Annotated in this window: 11 protein-coding genes; 6 read left to right on the top strand and 5 right to left on the bottom strand. The window is 68.3% G+C overall.

Annotated elements, in window-relative coordinates; genetic code table 11:
- Nucleotides 1-9: 9 nt before the first annotated feature.
- From ACFFIC_RS20890 to ACFFIC_RS20870, 5 genes are all read right to left on the bottom strand, one after another.
- The gene (locus tag ACFFIC_RS20890; RefSeq protein WP_377053947.1) at nt 10-690 is read right to left on the bottom strand and encodes a 3-oxoacid CoA-transferase subunit A; all 681 of its coding nucleotides are present in this window, start codon (nt 688-690) and stop codon (nt 10-12) included.
- Entirely contained in the window at nt 687-1,520 is an 834-nt protein-coding gene (locus tag ACFFIC_RS20885; RefSeq protein ID WP_377053945.1) for an isocitrate lyase/PEP mutase family protein, read from the bottom strand. The genes ACFFIC_RS20890 and ACFFIC_RS20885 overlap by 4 nt, the downstream gene beginning before the upstream one ends.
- Nucleotides 1,517-2,107, bottom strand: coding sequence for a 3'-5' exonuclease (locus tag ACFFIC_RS20880; RefSeq protein ID WP_377053943.1), 591 nt, complete (start codon nt 2,105-2,107; stop codon nt 1,517-1,519). The genes ACFFIC_RS20885 and ACFFIC_RS20880 overlap by 4 nt, the downstream gene beginning before the upstream one ends.
- Before the next feature lie 68 nt (nt 2,108-2,175).
- Nucleotides 2,176-4,299: an acetate--CoA ligase family protein gene (locus ACFFIC_RS20875; RefSeq protein ID WP_377053941.1), complete on the bottom strand. Its 2,124-nt coding sequence runs from the start codon at nt 4,297-4,299 to the stop codon at nt 2,176-2,178.
- Between the two features lie 86 nt (nt 4,300-4,385).
- A complete protein-coding gene (locus tag ACFFIC_RS20870) occupies nt 4,386-4,595 on the bottom strand; it encodes a hypothetical protein (RefSeq protein WP_377053939.1) in 210 nt (69 codons plus the stop codon).
- Between the two features lie 305 nt (nt 4,596-4,900).
- On the opposite strand from ACFFIC_RS20870, the gene ACFFIC_RS20865 reads away from it, so the two are divergent.
- From ACFFIC_RS20865 to ACFFIC_RS20840, 6 genes are all read left to right on the top strand, one after another.
- Entirely contained in the window at nt 4,901-5,656 is a 756-nt protein-coding gene (locus ACFFIC_RS20865; protein WP_377053937.1) for a MotA/TolQ/ExbB proton channel family protein, read from the top strand.
- Between the two features lie 6 nt (nt 5,657-5,662).
- The gene (locus ACFFIC_RS20860; RefSeq protein WP_377053935.1) at nt 5,663-6,109 is read left to right on the top strand and encodes an ExbD/TolR family protein; all 447 of its coding nucleotides are present in this window, start codon (nt 5,663-5,665) and stop codon (nt 6,107-6,109) included.
- Nucleotides 6,110-6,119: 10 nt separating this feature from the next.
- Nucleotides 6,120-7,265, top strand: coding sequence for an energy transducer TonB family protein (locus ACFFIC_RS20855; RefSeq protein WP_377053933.1), 1,146 nt, complete (start codon nt 6,120-6,122; stop codon nt 7,263-7,265).
- Nucleotides 7,266-8,375: 1,110 nt separating this feature from the next.
- Nucleotides 8,376-12,059 carry a glycoside hydrolase family 99-like domain-containing protein gene (locus ACFFIC_RS20850; protein WP_377053931.1) on the top strand — a complete coding sequence of 1,228 codons (3,684 nt, stop codon included), beginning with the start codon at nt 8,376-8,378 and terminating at the stop codon, nt 12,057-12,059.
- Nucleotide 12,060: 1 nt separating this feature from the next.
- The gene (locus ACFFIC_RS20845) at nt 12,061-13,203 is read left to right on the top strand and encodes a glycosyltransferase (RefSeq protein WP_377053929.1); all 1,143 of its coding nucleotides are present in this window, start codon (nt 12,061-12,063) and stop codon (nt 13,201-13,203) included.
- A gap of 811 nt (nt 13,204-14,014) precedes the next feature.
- Nucleotides 14,015-15,316, top strand: a complete 1,302-nt coding sequence (locus tag ACFFIC_RS20840; protein WP_377053927.1) for a deoxyribodipyrimidine photo-lyase — start codon at nt 14,015-14,017, stop codon at nt 15,314-15,316.
- Nucleotides 15,317-15,380: the final 64 nt, after the last annotated feature.

The raw sequence follows: 15,380 nt of genomic DNA, 5'->3' as shown, positions 1-15,380 counted from the left end.
TCTCCTCCTTCAGGCCCAGGGCGCGCCGCGGCGCACGTTGACCACGCGGTTGACGAAGATGCCCGGCGTGACCACGCGCTCGCCCTCGATGGCGCCGAGCTCCACGATGTTCTGCGCCTGCACGATGGTCAGCTTCGCCGCCATCGCCATCACCGGGTTGAAGTTCCGCCCGCTGCGGCGAAAGGTCAGGTTGCCCCAGCGGTCCGCCTCCCAGGCCTCCACCAGCGCGACATCGCCGTGCAGCGCCATCTCCATGACGTGCGGGCGGCCGTCGAACTCGCGCACCTCCTTGCCCTGCGCCAGCTTCGTGCCGGCGGCCGTCGGCGTGAAGAAGGCGGGAACGCCCGCGCCCGCGGCCCGCATCCGCTCGGCCAGCGTGCCCTGCGGCACGATCTCCAGCTCCAGCTTGCCCGCCTTGTACAGCTCCTCGAACACCACCGAGCCCGCGCTGCGCGGAAAGGAGCAGATGATCTTGCGCACCCGCCCCAGCTCCATCAGCCGGGCGAGCCCCGTGCGCCCCGAGCCCGCGTTGTTGGCCACCGCGGTCAGGTCGCGCGCGCCCTGCTCGATCAGCCCCTCGATCAGGTCGTCGGGCTGCCCGGCGGCGCCGAAGCCGCCGATCAGCACAGTGCTGCCGTCCCGCACGCCTTCCATCGCGGCCGCCATGTCGCGGACGATCTTGTTGATCACGTCTGTGTCTCTCCCGAACGCATATGGGGCGCGATCTGCCCGTAAGGCGGCAGCGCCGCAATAACCTCCATCTCGCCGGATGCCAGCGCCCGCCCGGCCTCCAGCGCCGCGCCATAGGCCGCACGCGCGAAGGCCCCGCCGACGCTGACGCGCCGCACGCCCCATTCCGCCAGCCGCGCGAGCGGCACCGCCCCTTCGCGGGGGCCGATCAGCACGTTGACGGGGCGCGGCGCCACGGCCCGCACCACGGCGCGGATCGCCGCCTCGTCCGGCAGGCCCGGGGCGTAGAGGCAGTCCGCCCCGGCCTCCGCGAAGGCCACCAGCCGCCGCAGCGTGTCGTCCAGGTCCGGGCGGCCATGAAGGAAGTTCTCCGCCCGCGCCGTCAGCACGAAGGGGTGCGGCGCCGCACGGGCCGCGCGCACGGCGGCCGCCACGCGCGCCACCGCCGCGTCGAAGCCATGGACCGGCGCCGCCGGGTCCGCCGTCGTGTCCTCGATCGTGCAGCCGCAGAGCCCCGCCCCCACCGCCGCCGTCACCGTCGCCGCCACATCCTCCGGCAGGGGGCCGAACCCGTCCTCCAGGTCCGCCGAAACCGGCAGCTCCACCGCCCCCACGAGCACCCGCGCGTTCTCCAGCGCCTCCGCGCGGGACACCGCCGCCTCCCCGTCGCGGCGCCCCAGCATGAAGGCGAGCCCGGCGGAGGTGGTCGCCACCGCCGGGAAGCCGAGCCCCGCCATGATGCGCGCGCTGCCGGCGTCCCAGGCATTGGGCAGCGCGAAGCAGCCGGCCGCGTGCAGCGCCCGGAACCGCTCCGCTCGCTCTCCGGTCACGCCGCCATCTCCCCCACCCGGTCGTTGGTGAAGCCGTGCAGGCGCATGGGCGCGGGTTCCATCCCGTGCAGCGCGCGCAGCAGGTTGGCGGCCAGCCACGCATCCTCCAGCGCCCCGTGCAGCGCCGTCTCGCGCGAAAGGCCGCAGGAGGCGGAGGCATGCGCCAGCCCCGCCCGCTCCCCCGGCCGGTGCCGGCGCCAGGCGAGCATCGTGCAGAACTCCCCCTCCCAGGGGCGCGGCAGGTCCAGCCGGTCGAACTCGCCGCCCAGCATGCGCCGGTCAAAGGAAAGGTTGTGCGCGCAGCCCACGGCGCCGCCGAAGAATGCCGCCACCTCCGCCGCATGGGCCGGGAAGGGCGCCTGCTTCGCGAGATACGCGTCCGACAGCCCGTGCACCCGGAAGGCCCCGAAATGGCAGCGCATGCCCGGCGCGAAGACCAGGTGCAGCGTCGCCTCCGGCTCCAGCGCGGCGTCCAGCCGCACGGCGCCGAGGGAGACCACGCGGTCCTCCCGGGTGCAGCCGGTGGTTTCGGTGTCGAAGACGATGACGGGGCGGCCGGGGGTCACGCGGCGGGGGGGCTCCTGCATGGGGGGAAGGTGCCCCCGCCGAAGGGCGGCAAGCAAGGCCGGGGAGGGGATTTCCTGGACCCCTCCGGCTATCCCAGCTCGATCACCGCGTCCGCCGCCCAGGCCCCCTGGCCCTCCGGCAGCACCAGCATCGGGTTCACGTCCACCGAGACGAGCCGCTCCCCCGCCGCCGCCGCGAAGGCCGAGAGCGAGGAGAGCGCCCGCGCCAGCGCCGCCACATCCGCGCGCGGCCGCCCCCGCGCGCCGTCCAGCAGCGGGAAGCCGCGCAGCGAGCGGATCATCGCCTCCGCCTCCGCCACGTCCACGGGGCAGCGGCGCAGCGCCACGTCGCGCAGGATCTCGATGAACACGCCGCCCAGCCCCACCATGGCCACGGGGCCGAAGACCGGGTCGCGCGCGATGCCCAGCGCCACCTCCACGGCCCCGCCGACCTGCCGCGCGACCAGGATGCCCGTGATGCGCGCGCCCGGGGCGTTCACCGCGGCGTTGGCCATCAGCCGCTCATACCCGGCCCGCACGGCGGCCTCGTCCGCCACCCCCAGCAGCACGCCGCCCACCTCGGACTTGTGCAGGATGTCCGGCGAGAGAAGCTTCATCACCACCGGAAAGCCGATGCCCCGCGCGGCCTCCACCGCCGCCTCCACGCCCTCGGTCGCCACCTCCGGCACGGCGGGCACCCCGGCCGCCTCCAGCAGCCGCTTCGCCCCCGCCTCGTCCGGCGCGGTGTCCGGCAACGTCACCTCCGGCAGCGGCACCGCCGCCCGCGCGGGCCGGGCGAAGGCCGCGCCGAACCGCCCCTGCGCCGCCAGCGCCACCACGGCGCGGGAGGGATCCTCGAACACCAGGTAGCCGTCCGCCTCGTATTCCCGCACGCGCTCGGGGGGCGCCAGCACGCTCAGCACCCAGAGCCGGTCCGGATGGTCCTCGCGCACCCGGTTCAGCTCCGCCCGCAGCTTGGGCGCGAGCGAGGGGGAGGCCCCCACCTGGGTGAAGAAGGCGATCAGGCTGGTGTAGCCGCCATCCTCCACCATCCCCCGCGCGAAGGCGCCGACAAGGGACATGTCGTTGAACACCTGCGCCGTGCAGTCCACGGGGTTGGCGGGGTTGGAGAAGGGGATCAGCCCCCGCAGCCGCGCCTGCGCCGCCTCGGGCATGGGCGGCATGGCCAGCCCCTGCTCCTCCGCCACGTCCGAGATCATCACCCCCGCGCCGCCGGAGATGGACACCACCCCCAGCGTGTTGGCCACCGGGTAGATCCGCGGCGTCGCGGCATAGGCGACGTCCAGCAGCTCCTCGGTGTTGCGGGCGCGGTGGACGCCGAACTCCTCCAGCACCACGCCCGTCACGGCGTCGTCGCCGGCGATGCTGGCGGTGTGGGACTGCGCGGCATGAGCGCCCAGCGGGGAGCGCCCGACCTTCATCATCACCACGGGCTTGCCGGCCCGCCGCGCCGCCTCCAGCGCCTGGAGGAAGCGCGGGCCCTCGCGCACGCCCTCCGAATAGGCGGCGATCACCTCGATCCCCTCGTCCTCGGCCATCCAGCCGATCACGTCGCCCAGCGTCACCTCGGCCTCGTTGCCCGTGGTCACCAGCACGGGGGTGGCGATGCCACGCGCCCGCGCGGCGCCGAACAGGTGCGTGCCATAGGCGCCGGACTGGCTGGCGATGCCCACCCGCCCGCGCCCGGCCAGCGGCTCCGCCGGCCAGCCGTTCTCGAAGGAGGAGGTGAAGATCGGGAAATAGCCGAGCGGCGCATTGAACAGCCCGAGGCAGTTCGGCCCCAGCAGCCGCATGCCGTGCCCGCGCGCGATGGAGACCAGCCGCTCCTGCGCCGCGCGCCCGGCCTCGTCCACCTCGGCGAAGCCGGCGGTGAAGACGATGGCGGCCGGGCAGCCGCGCCGGCCCAGCGCATCCACCGCCGCTTCCGCGAGCGCCCCGGGGACGGCCACGATGGCGGCGTCCGGCACGCCCGGCAGCGAAGCCACGTCCGGAAAGGCGGGCAGGCCCTGCACGCGGTCGCGCTTCGGGTTCACCGGCCAGACCGGCCCCGCGAAGCCGCGCGCGATCATGTAGGAGAGCGGGCGCCCCCCGATCCGCGTCGGCTCGTCCGAGGCGCCGATCACCGCGACGCTGCGAGGCGCCATCATCGGGTTGAGCGATGAAAACTCCGCACCGGTCCCGCCATCCGCCATCCCGCATCCTCCCCAGACCATTGGGGCTGAAGCTGCGCCCGGCGGCCCGGCGCGGCAACCCTCACGCGGGGACGGGAGGGGCGCGCTCAGGCGTCCTGGGCGGTCTCCGCGTCGTCCTCGCCGTAGTCGATCTCCGCCCCGCCCACCACGGCCAGGCAATCGGCGTAGGTCGAGAGAATCCAGTCGCGGTCGTGGGTGTCCTTATCCTTGGTGGCATCCATGATGATGCGCAGCAGGGCCAGGGCGACCGCCGGCTCGGTGCTTCCCTCGATGTCGATCTTCGGCAGGTCAGCCATGGCGCACCCCTTCGCTTCGTGTCGCGGTCACGGGGAATCTACGCCGGATGGGCCGCGGAGATGCGCCATGCGCAAAGGCTCACGGGGAGTTGGGGCGAAACACGAAATGCAAGTCGTTCTCAACCGCGTTGCGCCCCCGCCCGGCTTGCGGTAAGGCTGCTGCCCCGGCCTTGCTGCAATGCGGCAACAAGGCCGGGACCATCCCGCCGAAGGCCCGCCGCCCGGGCCCCATCGCCTGCCCCTGCCAGACAACAGTCACCCCGCGCATGCGGGGACATGGGGCGCGGCCCTGGAGATGTGAGACGATGAACCCTTCCGCCCCCGGCCACGACCTTTCGCCCCTCGCCCTCTTCCTGCAGGCCGACACGGTGGTGAAGGCGGTCATGCTGCTGCTGGCGCTGGCCTCCATCGCCTGCTGGGGCATCATCATCGAGAAGATGGCCGCGACCCGCCGCCTGCGGGGGGAGACGCGCCGCCTGGCGGCCGCCGCGGGCGGGGCCGCCCCGCCCGAGGAGGGCCTGGCCGCCGAGGTGCTGCGCGCGGGCGCCGGCGAATGGCACGAGGGTCGCGACCCCGCCGAAAGCCGCGGCGAGTACCGCCACCGGATCGAGCACGCCATGCGCGCCCGTCTGGCCACGGCCTTCCGCGCGGCCGAACCCGGGCTGCCGCTGCTGGCCACCATCGGCTCCGTCGGGCCCTTCGTCGGCCTGTTCGGCACGGTCTGGGGCATCATGAATTCCTTTTCCGGCATCGCCAGCAGCGGCGACACCAGCCTGGCCGTGGTGGCGCCCGGCATCGCGGAGGCCCTGTTCGCCACCGCCATCGGCCTGGTCGCGGCCATTCCGGCCGTCATGGCCTACAACCGCTTCGTGGTGGGCTTCGCCCGCCTGCGCCAGGGTGCCAACGCCGCCATCGCGGAACTGGCCGCGGGCCTGGCCCGCCGCCCCGCTTCCGGCACGCCGGAGCAGGTGCCCGCTCCGCTCGCCGCCCGGCCCGGCCCGCGCCCCGTGGCGGCTGCCGTGCCCTTCGCTTCGGTGCCCCTCACTTCGGCAGCGGAGTAGCGCGGCATGGCGATGTCCCTGGGCGGCGGCTTCGGCGAGGACGACGAGGACGGCGGCGCCCCGATGTCGGAGATGAACGTCACGCCCCTGGTGGACGTGATGCTCGTGCTGCTGATCGTGTTCATGGTGGCCGCGCCGCTGATGACGGTGGGCGTGCCCGTGAACCTGCCGCGCACGGCCGCCGCCCGCGCCGCATCCCCCACCCCGCCCGTGGTTCTGACGGTGGCGCCGGGCGGCCGCGTCTTCCTGCGCGAGGACGAGATCGCGGAGGACCAGCTCGCCCAACGGCTCCAGGCCCTGCACGAGGCCGATCCCGAGGCGCCCGTGCATGTCCGCGGCGACCGCGCCGTGCCCTATGGCGACGTGCTGCGCGTCATGGGGCGCGTCACCCAGGCCGGCATCACCCGCGTCTCGCTGATCGCCGAGGCCGAGCCCGTCGCCCCGGTACGCTGAGGCCCGCCGCATGGATTCCCTCCTGGCCGAGCGGCCGCGCCCGGCGCCTCTCGCCGAACTGCCCTTCCCGCTGCCGCGCCGGGAGGCCGGGCCGGCCCCGGCGATCCTCGCCGCCCCCGCCGCGCCCGGCCCGGGCGTGCTCCGGGCCGCCCTTGATGCCGCCAGCGCGCCCGGCGCCGGGACGATCCCACCTGCATTCCCCCTGGACCTCGGAGAAACCGGTAAGCCCGCCGCGCGGCCCGCGCCGGCATGGCGCCGCCTGCTGGGCCCGGCGGCCTGGACCCTGTCCGCCCTGCTGCACGCCGGCGCGCTGGCGATCCTGCTGATGCAGCCCCCGCCGCCCAGCGACACCCTGATGACGGTGGAGCTGGAAACGGTGTCACCGCCCGATCCAACGCCCGAGCCCGCCCCAGAGCCGACCACAGAGCCGACCCCCGAACCGACCCCAGAGCCCGCCGTGGTTTCCCCGCCGCAGGCACCGCCCTCCGAGCCAACCCCGGAGCCGCCTCCGCCCGAGCCCCCGCCCCCCGAGCAAGCGGCCGTTGTCCCACCCGAGCCCGCCGCGCCCGAGCCGCCCCCGCCAGAGCCCGAGCTTCCGCCGCCCCCGCCCATCCAGGAGCCGCCGCCGCCCGAGACCAGGCCGGAACCCGCCCTGGTGGAGGATCCGGCCCTGCCGCTTCCGCCGCCGGTCGCCCCCGCGCCGCCTCCGCCGCCGCGCCCGAGACCCGCCGCCCCGCCGCCGCCGCCTCGCCCCCGCAGCGCGGAACCCTTGGCCCAGCCCTCCGCCCCGCCGGCCGCCCAGGCGCAGCAGACCCAGACAGCCCCCGCCGCGGCCCCCGCCCCCGCTGCCCCGGCGCGCAGCTCGGCGGTTCCGCCCAGCTATGCCGGGCTGATCCAGCAGGCCCTGGCCCGCGTGCAGCGCTACCCCGCCGGTGCCCGCGCGCGCAGGATCGAAGGCGTGGCCCTGGTGCGCTTCGCGCTGCGCCGCGACGGCACGGTGGTGTCCGCCCGGCTCGCACGCAGTTCCGGCGATCCGGACCTGGACACGGAGGCGGAATCCATGCCCACGCGCGTCTCCGGCTTCCCGCCGCTACCCGGGGAATGGCTGGACTCCACGATGGAGCTGGTGGTGCCGATCCGCTTCAGCCTGCGCTGAGCGGGCCCCGCGACGGGACGCTGTTCCGCGGAGTGCTCCGGAGCGGTGTCCGTCTGCCTGTCGGCCCCGGTGTGACCGGCAGGCCGGTGCGGCATTCCGGTTGTTCCGGGTGGCAGGCGGGCTCATGGTGCCGTGGACATCGTGCGGCAGCCCCGTTTCAGCGACCACGAGCTTCCAAGCTTCGGCTCGCGGGTACCGGCACGAATGGCCGCCATGCCCGCGTCAGACAACCGCCACGAGCTGCGTTCGGTTCTTGGCCCACCGCAAGCTCCAGCGCAGGTCAACCGTTCCCTCCGGGACATACTCCGCCGCAGCAGGCCTTCCCGCGCGTGATCTGCGCCGCCGTAAGGCCCGAGGCGTGTTGCACCATGCGGGAGAACAGGCGTGCACGGAGCTGGTGACGTCGGGTGGAGAGGCGGTGGATCACCTGCGGGCCGTTCCCCGGACGTGACGAAGGTTGAGAAAACGGAGCGCGGAGTGGCGCCCACGGGGTTGCCGACGCCGGACATTGCGCCAGACGACATGCTTTGCTTTCCGGCGGCTTTCACACGCGGATCGCCCGAAGCGTTCTGAGTTCGGTGTTGCGACGAAGAGTCGTAGCCCTACGCCCAGCTTGGCCAGGCTCCTCCACCGTTCAGCGGCATCAAACCCTGGACTGACCGCGCTGATCCTCAGCGCCATCATCGTCCCCTCCCTGCCATGCCTGCTCGCTGTCCGTCGCAGGCGCGGAGCCGACCTCCGAACGATCCTCACCCTCCTCCGGACTCTCTTCATCGCTCTTGCGGCCAACCTTCCCCACGCCCGGGCACGTCACCGACACCTCCCGGCTCCGCAAGCCGAGAAAGTTATTGGAGACCGATTAAAGGAGCCATGACCACCGCCGTTAGCCCAGGTAGCTGGGAGACCTTGGTTGTGCTACCCAAGCTACTGCTATTCGTGCAACGGCACATTCAATCATGATCTGCAAGCGGCTACCTGGGGCGCAGCAACAAGAATGAGGTTTTGCTATTGCCACCGCCGGGAACTCAAAAGGCCCACAAGGGTAAATTTATCTTTTCGTGGTCCCAGATAATGAATCTTTCGCTCGCGACCAAATAGGGAAGAGGCCAAATGGAATTTACCGGAGAGCGTTTCGTGCCTCAGGTCGAGGGCGATATTCGCCTCGAACACCTACACCGGTATCTGGCGGCCCGGTCGATTGTTGCCGGCAAGCGCGTTCTCGATATCGCTTGCGGCGAGGGCTACGGATCGGAGTTGATGGCAGGTACGGCTCTCGAGGTAACTGGCGTGGATGTCGATGAGGAATCGATCGAACATGCCCGTCAGGCCTATAAGAAATCCAATCTCCGGTTCGTTCGCGGCGACATAACCGCAATACCGCTCGGCGACGCCAGCGTCGACGTCGTCGTCAGCTTTGAGACCATAGAACATCTGTCTGACCACCGCCGCATGATGCTGGAAGTGAAGCGCGTGCTGGCCCCGAACGGTGTTCTTGTTCTGTCTTCGCCGGACCGCCGGGAGTACTCGGATGTTCCCCGGTACAAGAACCCCTATCATATCCGCGAGCTTTATGTCTCCGAACTGAAGGCTCTCCTGTCCCAGCACTTCAAAGCGTCCACGCTGTACGGCCAGCGCGTGCATTACGGCTCGGTGTTGATGCCGGTGAATGATCTCACGGCGACGATCACCAACTACAGGGATGGGGAAGACGGGGATCTGGTGGAGGGGTCGGGCCTGCCGAACCCTGTTTACATCATAGCGGTCGCCTCGGACGGGCCCTTGCCCGACCTGCCTGCTGGCCTCTTCATTCCACAAAAACCATCTTACATGCAGGATATCTTCAATCTAAGTGCACAGCTTGAGGCGCAGCAGCGGGCAACGTCGGAGGCCGCTTCGCGCGAGAACAATCTGAGCGGCACGTTGAAGGATCTGGAGCGTCAAAATCAGCAGGCAGCCCTCACGACGGAAGGGCAACGCCAGCACATTCTCCAGCTGGAAGCACACAGCGGAAACCTGGAAACACAGCTCAAGCAGGCATCTGCTGCGCTGGAAGAGCAGAACCAGCATGTTCTTCAGCTGCGAAGCAGAAACCAGGAGCTGGAGTCCACTCTTTCCGAAAAAGAGAAGCTGCGCAGTCGTGCCGCTGCGGAAGTCAGGCAGCTTCATGAGCAACTGAAACGGAAGGTGGCAGACGAACAAGTGCTGCGCCGGCAGGTCAGGGACATGGAGACCCGCCGAGTCTCGATGCAAGGCGAGCTCGATCAGCGGGGGCAGCGTGTGGACGAGCTTGCCCTGCTCTGGAATCAGGCATCAGCCGACGCCGATGCCCTGCGGCATGAACTGGTGAACGCCCAAAGTGAGGTGAGCAGGCTTGAGAGGCAATGTGCTGACTACGCACGGCTTATCGATGCCCTATACGGCTCGCACTCGTGGCGGACGACCGGCGCGTTGCGGGCCGTCGGAAACAGCCTGCGCAAACTGAAGCGCGCAACTTACCTGACCTCGGCCCATACAAGCCGGTTTGTGTACCGAACCCTGCCGCTCCCCAGCGGCCTTCGGTTGCAGATCAAGAACTATGTGTTCTCCCGTAAACCCGGCTTCTTCGCACGGACCGGAGCTTACCAGCGCTGGCAGGAAACGCTGCGCGCGGAGCCGAACGAAGCTCTTCCGATTGGGCTGGCCCCGCAGACGACACTGCTTCTGGAAGGGGCTGAAGGTTCTGCCTCGCTACAACCAGTTCCGACAGCAGAGCGGGTGAAGCAGGTTCCCTGGACAGCCGAGACGCTGCCCGTCGCGAACGGGATCTGGGAGTGGGAACGTTACCCCAAGATGCAGGCGCGCATCGCCGAAGCTCTCGCTGAGCGCCGTGCCGGATTAACCTACCGGCCGCGTCCGATGATCGATGTCGGCGCGGATGATCTTGATGCGGCCGCGGAGCGCATCCTTCTTCCAGCCTGTGACGAGAGACCGGATGTCTCGATCCTCGTTCCGGTGTTCAACGAAATAGAAACGACGATCGAGTGCTTGCTCTCGATCGCCTCGACTTCGGGTGCCATCACGTTCGAGGTCATTGTGGCCAACGACGCATCCACTGACCGAACGGCAGAGGTGTTGGCAAAGGTTCCGAACTTGAAGCTCGTGAACCAGGCGCGGAACCTCGGTTTTCTGCGGAACTGCAACACAGCGGCGCAGGAAGCAACAGGGCACCGTCTCGTCCTGCTGAACAACGACGTGCAGGTGGCTCCCGGCTGGCTTGCTGGCCTGGTGCACGCCTTAGACGAGCCTGGTGTTGGTGCCGTCGGCCCGCGCATCGTTTATCCGAACGGTGTGCTGCAGGAGGCGGGCGTGCGCATCCGGCGCGAAGGATCGGTCGAGATGCTGGGTTTGAACGACCGACCGGAGAACCCACGCTGGTCCTACATGCGGGACGTCGACTATGTTTCCGGCGCTTGCCTGATGCTCGACACGGACCTTTTCCACGAGCTGGGCGGGTTCGCCGACGAGCTGGCACCCGCGTATTGCGAGGACCTGGAACTCTGCCTGCGGATTCGCGAACGTGGCCTCCGGATTCTCTATACGCCGGAGGCTGAGATCGCTCATCATCTCAGCAAAAGTTCGAATGCCCTGAGCAACAGCTACAAGCACGGGCTCATCGCCCGGAATATGGAGTTCCTGTCCGCACGTTACCAAGCCACGTTTGACGCGATGGACGACGTGCGAACGATCGCTTTCTACCTGCCGCAGTTTCATCCCGTGCCAGAAAACGACATGTGGTGGGGGCCAGGCTTCACGGAGTGGACGAATGTGGCCAAGGCTCAGCCCAACTTCGTGGGGCATGACCAGCCACGTCGCCCGTCGGACTTGGGTTACTATGACCTGCGCGTGCGGGAGGTCATGGACAAGCAGTGGGATCTGGCTTCCAAATACGGCATAGACGGGTTTTGTTATTATTATTACTGGTTCGATGGGCATCGCCTGCTGGACCATCCTCTGGAGCGGCTCCTCGACTCAGCGTCGCCGGCGCACCCCTTTTGTTTGTGCTGGGCCAATGAGAACTGGACCCGACGCTGGGATGGGCAGGACCAGGAGGTGCTGATGGCTCAGCGTCATTCGCCCGACGATGACATCGGGGTTATCCGCGACCTTGCCCGCTATATGCGACATCCGTCTTACATCCGGGTGCGCGGAAAACCGCTTATCCTGGTCTACCGGACCGACCTGTTCCCGGATTTCAGCGAAACAGCACGCCGGTGGCGAGCGGAGGGTCTTCGCCTGGGTCTTGGAGACATCTACATAGCGATGGTCGAGTCGTTCCAGCTGGCCGCGACCAACGTACCCCCGTCTTATTACGGCTGTGACGCTGCTGTGGAATTCCCGGCCCACTATGTGCCGGAGGTCCGGCCGCCAAGTGGCGCCATGTTGAATCCAGAGTTTCATGGCAGCGTGGCCGATTACGACGAGGCTGCTCTCCGGATCGCAACCCGTGAATCGCCCGGCTATACCCGCTTCCGCACGGTTATGCCGGGCTGGGACAACACCGCTCGCCGGCCAAACAACGGCTTCATCCTCGAGGATCCCACGCCTGGTGCGTTGCAAGCCTGGATGGAGACGGCAATCCGGGAAACCAAGCGTGACCTGCAGGGCGATGAAAGGCTGGTCTTCATAAACGCGTGGAACGAGTGGGCTGAAGGGGCCTACCTAGAACCTGACCATCGCTTCGGCCATGGCTTTCTGGAGGCGGTGCGTAACGCAAGGGCGGCTGATCACCTGTTGTCCGGTGAAGGGAACCAGTGAAATGGCAAACAAGGAACAGTCGCCGAAAGTGACCTTGGTGGGTCACCCCTTCAATCCAATCGGGACCGGACGCGCCTTAAGAATTTCCCTGGCGGCTTGCCGGCGTGTCGGCATTGACGTTGCCGTCCGCGATGTCTGGAAATTCCAAGTTCCGGAACCCGACCAGGTCAAGTCGATTCTGCCTTTCATGACTGACGACTACAGCGCCATCAATATCTTCCACTTGAACGGCAACGAGATCGAGCCTGCCTTGGAAAGGCTCGGCCCACTGCCACCGGGCCACAACATCGTCATCCCTTTCTGGGAGCTGCCGCGCTACCCCGATGAATGGGCGAACCAGCTAGAAAAGTTCGATGAGGTTTGGGCCTCCTCGAAATTCATTCAGGCTTCTGTTGGGAATGCGGTGGACCGTCCAGTACTCTACATGCCACTTGCGACCGAAGTGGAGTTCAACAGTTTTCTCAGCCGCCGGTATTTCCGCATCCCGGAGGATCATTACGCCTTTCTGCTGTTCTTCGATTGCCGTTCGTACATGATGCGGAAAAACCCGCAGGCTGTCGTTGAATGTTTCCGCCGCTTGCTGCAGGCCAGACCCTGGGTGCGAACCTGTCTTGTCATTAAATTGCATGGAGCGGAGGCGGCGCCCGCCGAAGTGCTGGATTTCCTGGACAGCCTGAAGGAAATGCGAGAGCGGATAGTTCTGCTCGATAAAACCTTGCCCGAAGCGGAGGTTCACAACCTCATCCGATGCAGCGATGCGTTTGTTTCCCTGCACCGCTCGGAGGGGTATGGCCTGGGACTGGCCGAAGCCATGTATCTCGGTCTTCCGGTTATCGGAACCGGCTGGTCCGGCAACATGGACTTCATGACGCCCGACAACTCCTTCGCGATCAACTGCGATTTGGTTCCGGTGCCGGCTAACGCCTATCCTCACTGGGAGGATCAGCAATGGGCCGAACCGGATCTGGACGAGGCCACCGAGAAGATGATCAAGCTGGTTGATAATCCAGCCATGGGTCGAGCACTTGGCGTGCTTGGCGGCCGGACTATTCGCACAAGCTTCAGCTTCCGCTCCTCTGGTCTGCGCTATGCCGCGCGGCTTGCGGAGATTGCCGGACAGGCCACGGTTGCTGAACCGGCTTGATCACCGCGGAAGCATGAATGTCATCGGGAAGGTGCCGGTCCTTCGTAAGAAGCAAGGTTCCTGTTCCGGTGGCGAAGATGCTGCCATTTCTCGGCAGCGGCTTCTGCATTGCGACCGCTGTTGTCCTAGCCCCTGCGAAACAAGCGCCGTTTCGATGAGCCCGGGCAGCCTGAACTGGACGACGTCGCGGCCACGCTGAAGCGGCAGCGGCGGGAGAAGGCGGTTGTCCGACCCGAGGACAACCTCCTTGGGCGGGCCGCGGCTTTTCGCCAGCGAGAGGCGGCGGTGAGCGTCGCGACGGTCGATCCGGCCAAGAAGGCGTTTCCCGTGCCGCCTTCCGGCCCCATCCCGGGCACCAGCCAGAGCCGCTCCTTTGCGTGAAGGAGCCGTCCGGCCTGTTGCGGCCAGCACGAGGACATGGTCCTCCCGGCGCATGCCCCGTCCGGGTCCGCGCTGCGACGTGGCCGCTTCGGAAGCATTCGGAGGACGCGGGAACTGCAGAACAGCAACCCGGCGTTCGAACGCTATAGGATGGCCCGCCCCACGCAGCAGAATGGCCGCCGTGCCCGGCAGAAGCCGCCGTTCCAGCGAAACGCCGTGTCGCCATCATGAGCCGCCAGCCGCAGCCCCCCGAACCGGATGAGGATTCCGGAACACGTGTCTTCTCCACTGCCGAAGACTGACGGAGGCATCCACCCGACTAGCCACGTCGCGCCGCTGCCCCATATCGACTTCCATGATCCAGTCCAGTCGCATTCGCCTGCTCAACGACGCGCCGGAGAACGGGGCGGGGTCCTTTGTTCTGTACTGGATGGGCCTCTCGCAGCGCGCAGCCTTCAACCCGGCCCTCGAATACGCGGTTGAGGAGGCGAACGCGCGCAACCTGCCCGTGCTGGTGTGCTACGGCATCGCCGAAGGCTTTCCCGAGGTCAACGCCCGCCACTGGAGCTTCCTGCTGGAGGGCCTGGCTGAGGTTGGACCGGCACTGGCACGGCGCGGCATTGCCTTCGTCGCCCGCCGGGCACCGCCGGTGGAGACCGCGCTGCTTTATGCTGCCGAGGCCACCCTGGTCGTCTGCGACCGGACCTACCTGAAGCCGGCGGTTCAGTTCTATGCCGACTTCGCCATGCGCGCCCCCTGCCGCGTGGTACAGGTCGAGGGGGACCTGGTTGTGCCGGTCGGGACGGCTTCGCCAAAGCACGAGATCGCCGCCCGCACGCTGCGGCCCAAGCTCAACCGCATGTTGTCCGAATATCTGGTGCCTCTTGAAGAACGGCCGGTGAGGCACCCGGCCACCGACCTTCGGTTCGAGAGCACGCTCGAACTGGACGACGTGCCGCGGCTCGTCCGCCGCCTGAAGGCAGACCAGAGCGTCAGGCCTGTGCGGCGCTTCAAGGGCGGCGCGTCCCAGGCCGAAGCCAGGCTGCGCCACTATCTCGGCGCTCCCTTCGCTCACTACGCCACCGTGCGCGGCAGGCCAGAGGCCGGCGCCGCCTCGCATATGAGTCCCTACCTGCACTTCGGCCAGATCTCCCCCGTGGCCGTCGCCCTTGCCGTTCGGGAAGCCGACGCAGGCGATGCCGACGACAAGGCCGCCTACATCGAGGAGGTCGTGGTCCGGCGGGAGCTTGCCGCAAACCACATCCACTACGAACCGCGATACGACGACTACGCCTGCGTGCCGGGCTGGGCCCGCAAGACGCTCGACGAGCACCGCGCCGATCCGCGTCCGCACCTGTATACGCCCGAGCAGTTCGAGATGGGTCTCACCCACGACCGCCACTGGAACGCGGCCATGATGGAGATGCGCGAGACCGGCTACATGCACAACCATATGCGGATGTACTGGGGAAAGAAAATCGTCCAGTGGTCGGCTTCTCCGGAGGAGGCCTGGGAGACGGCGCTGCGGCTGAACAACCGCTACTTCATCGATGGTCGCGACGCGAACTCCTTCACCAATGTGGGGTGGCTTTTTGGGCTCCACGACCGGCCCTGGGGACCGCAGCCCGTGTTCGGCAATGTCCGTTCCATGAGCGGGGCGAGCCTGAAGAAGTTCGATGCCGACGGCTACGTGCGCGAGGTGGAGCAGCTTGCCGCGGCCGAGCAGGGCTAGATAGTCGGGTCTGAACAACCTCCCGGGCACTGATTTGCTTGGGAGAATTGTTGGTTTGGGCGCT

The sequence above is a fragment of the Muricoccus vinaceus genome (genome assembly GCF_042433125.1).
Taxonomy (GTDB): Bacteria; Pseudomonadota; Alphaproteobacteria; order Acetobacterales; family Acetobacteraceae; genus Roseomonas; species Roseomonas vinacea.
This window is presented reverse-complemented; position numbering and strand designations above follow the sequence as displayed.

Excerpts from the sequence above, each read along its gene's own strand:
- ACFFIC_RS20880 (WP_377053943.1), bottom strand. The coding sequence starts at position 2,107 with ATGCAGGAGCCCCCCCGCCGCGTGACCCCCGGCCGCCCCGTCATCGTC.
- ACFFIC_RS20875 (WP_377053941.1), bottom strand. The coding sequence starts at position 4,299 with ATGGCGGATGGCGGGACCGGTGCGGAGTTTTCATCGCTCAACCCGATG.
- ACFFIC_RS20870 (WP_377053939.1), bottom strand. The coding sequence starts at position 4,595 with ATGGCTGACCTGCCGAAGATCGACATCGAGGGAAGCACCGAGCCGGCG.
- ACFFIC_RS20865 (WP_377053937.1), top strand. The coding sequence starts at position 4,901 with ATGAACCCTTCCGCCCCCGGCCACGACCTTTCGCCCCTCGCCCTCTTC.
- ACFFIC_RS20860 (WP_377053935.1), top strand. The coding sequence starts at position 5,663 with ATGGCGATGTCCCTGGGCGGCGGCTTCGGCGAGGACGACGAGGACGGC.
- ACFFIC_RS20855 (WP_377053933.1), top strand. The coding sequence starts at position 6,120 with ATGGATTCCCTCCTGGCCGAGCGGCCGCGCCCGGCGCCTCTCGCCGAA.
- ACFFIC_RS20850 (WP_377053931.1), top strand. The coding sequence starts at position 8,376 with ATGGAATTTACCGGAGAGCGTTTCGTGCCTCAGGTCGAGGGCGATATT.
- ACFFIC_RS20845 (WP_377053929.1), top strand. The coding sequence starts at position 12,061 with ATGGCAAACAAGGAACAGTCGCCGAAAGTGACCTTGGTGGGTCACCCC.
- ACFFIC_RS20840 (WP_377053927.1), top strand. The coding sequence starts at position 14,015 with ATGGGCCTCTCGCAGCGCGCAGCCTTCAACCCGGCCCTCGAATACGCG.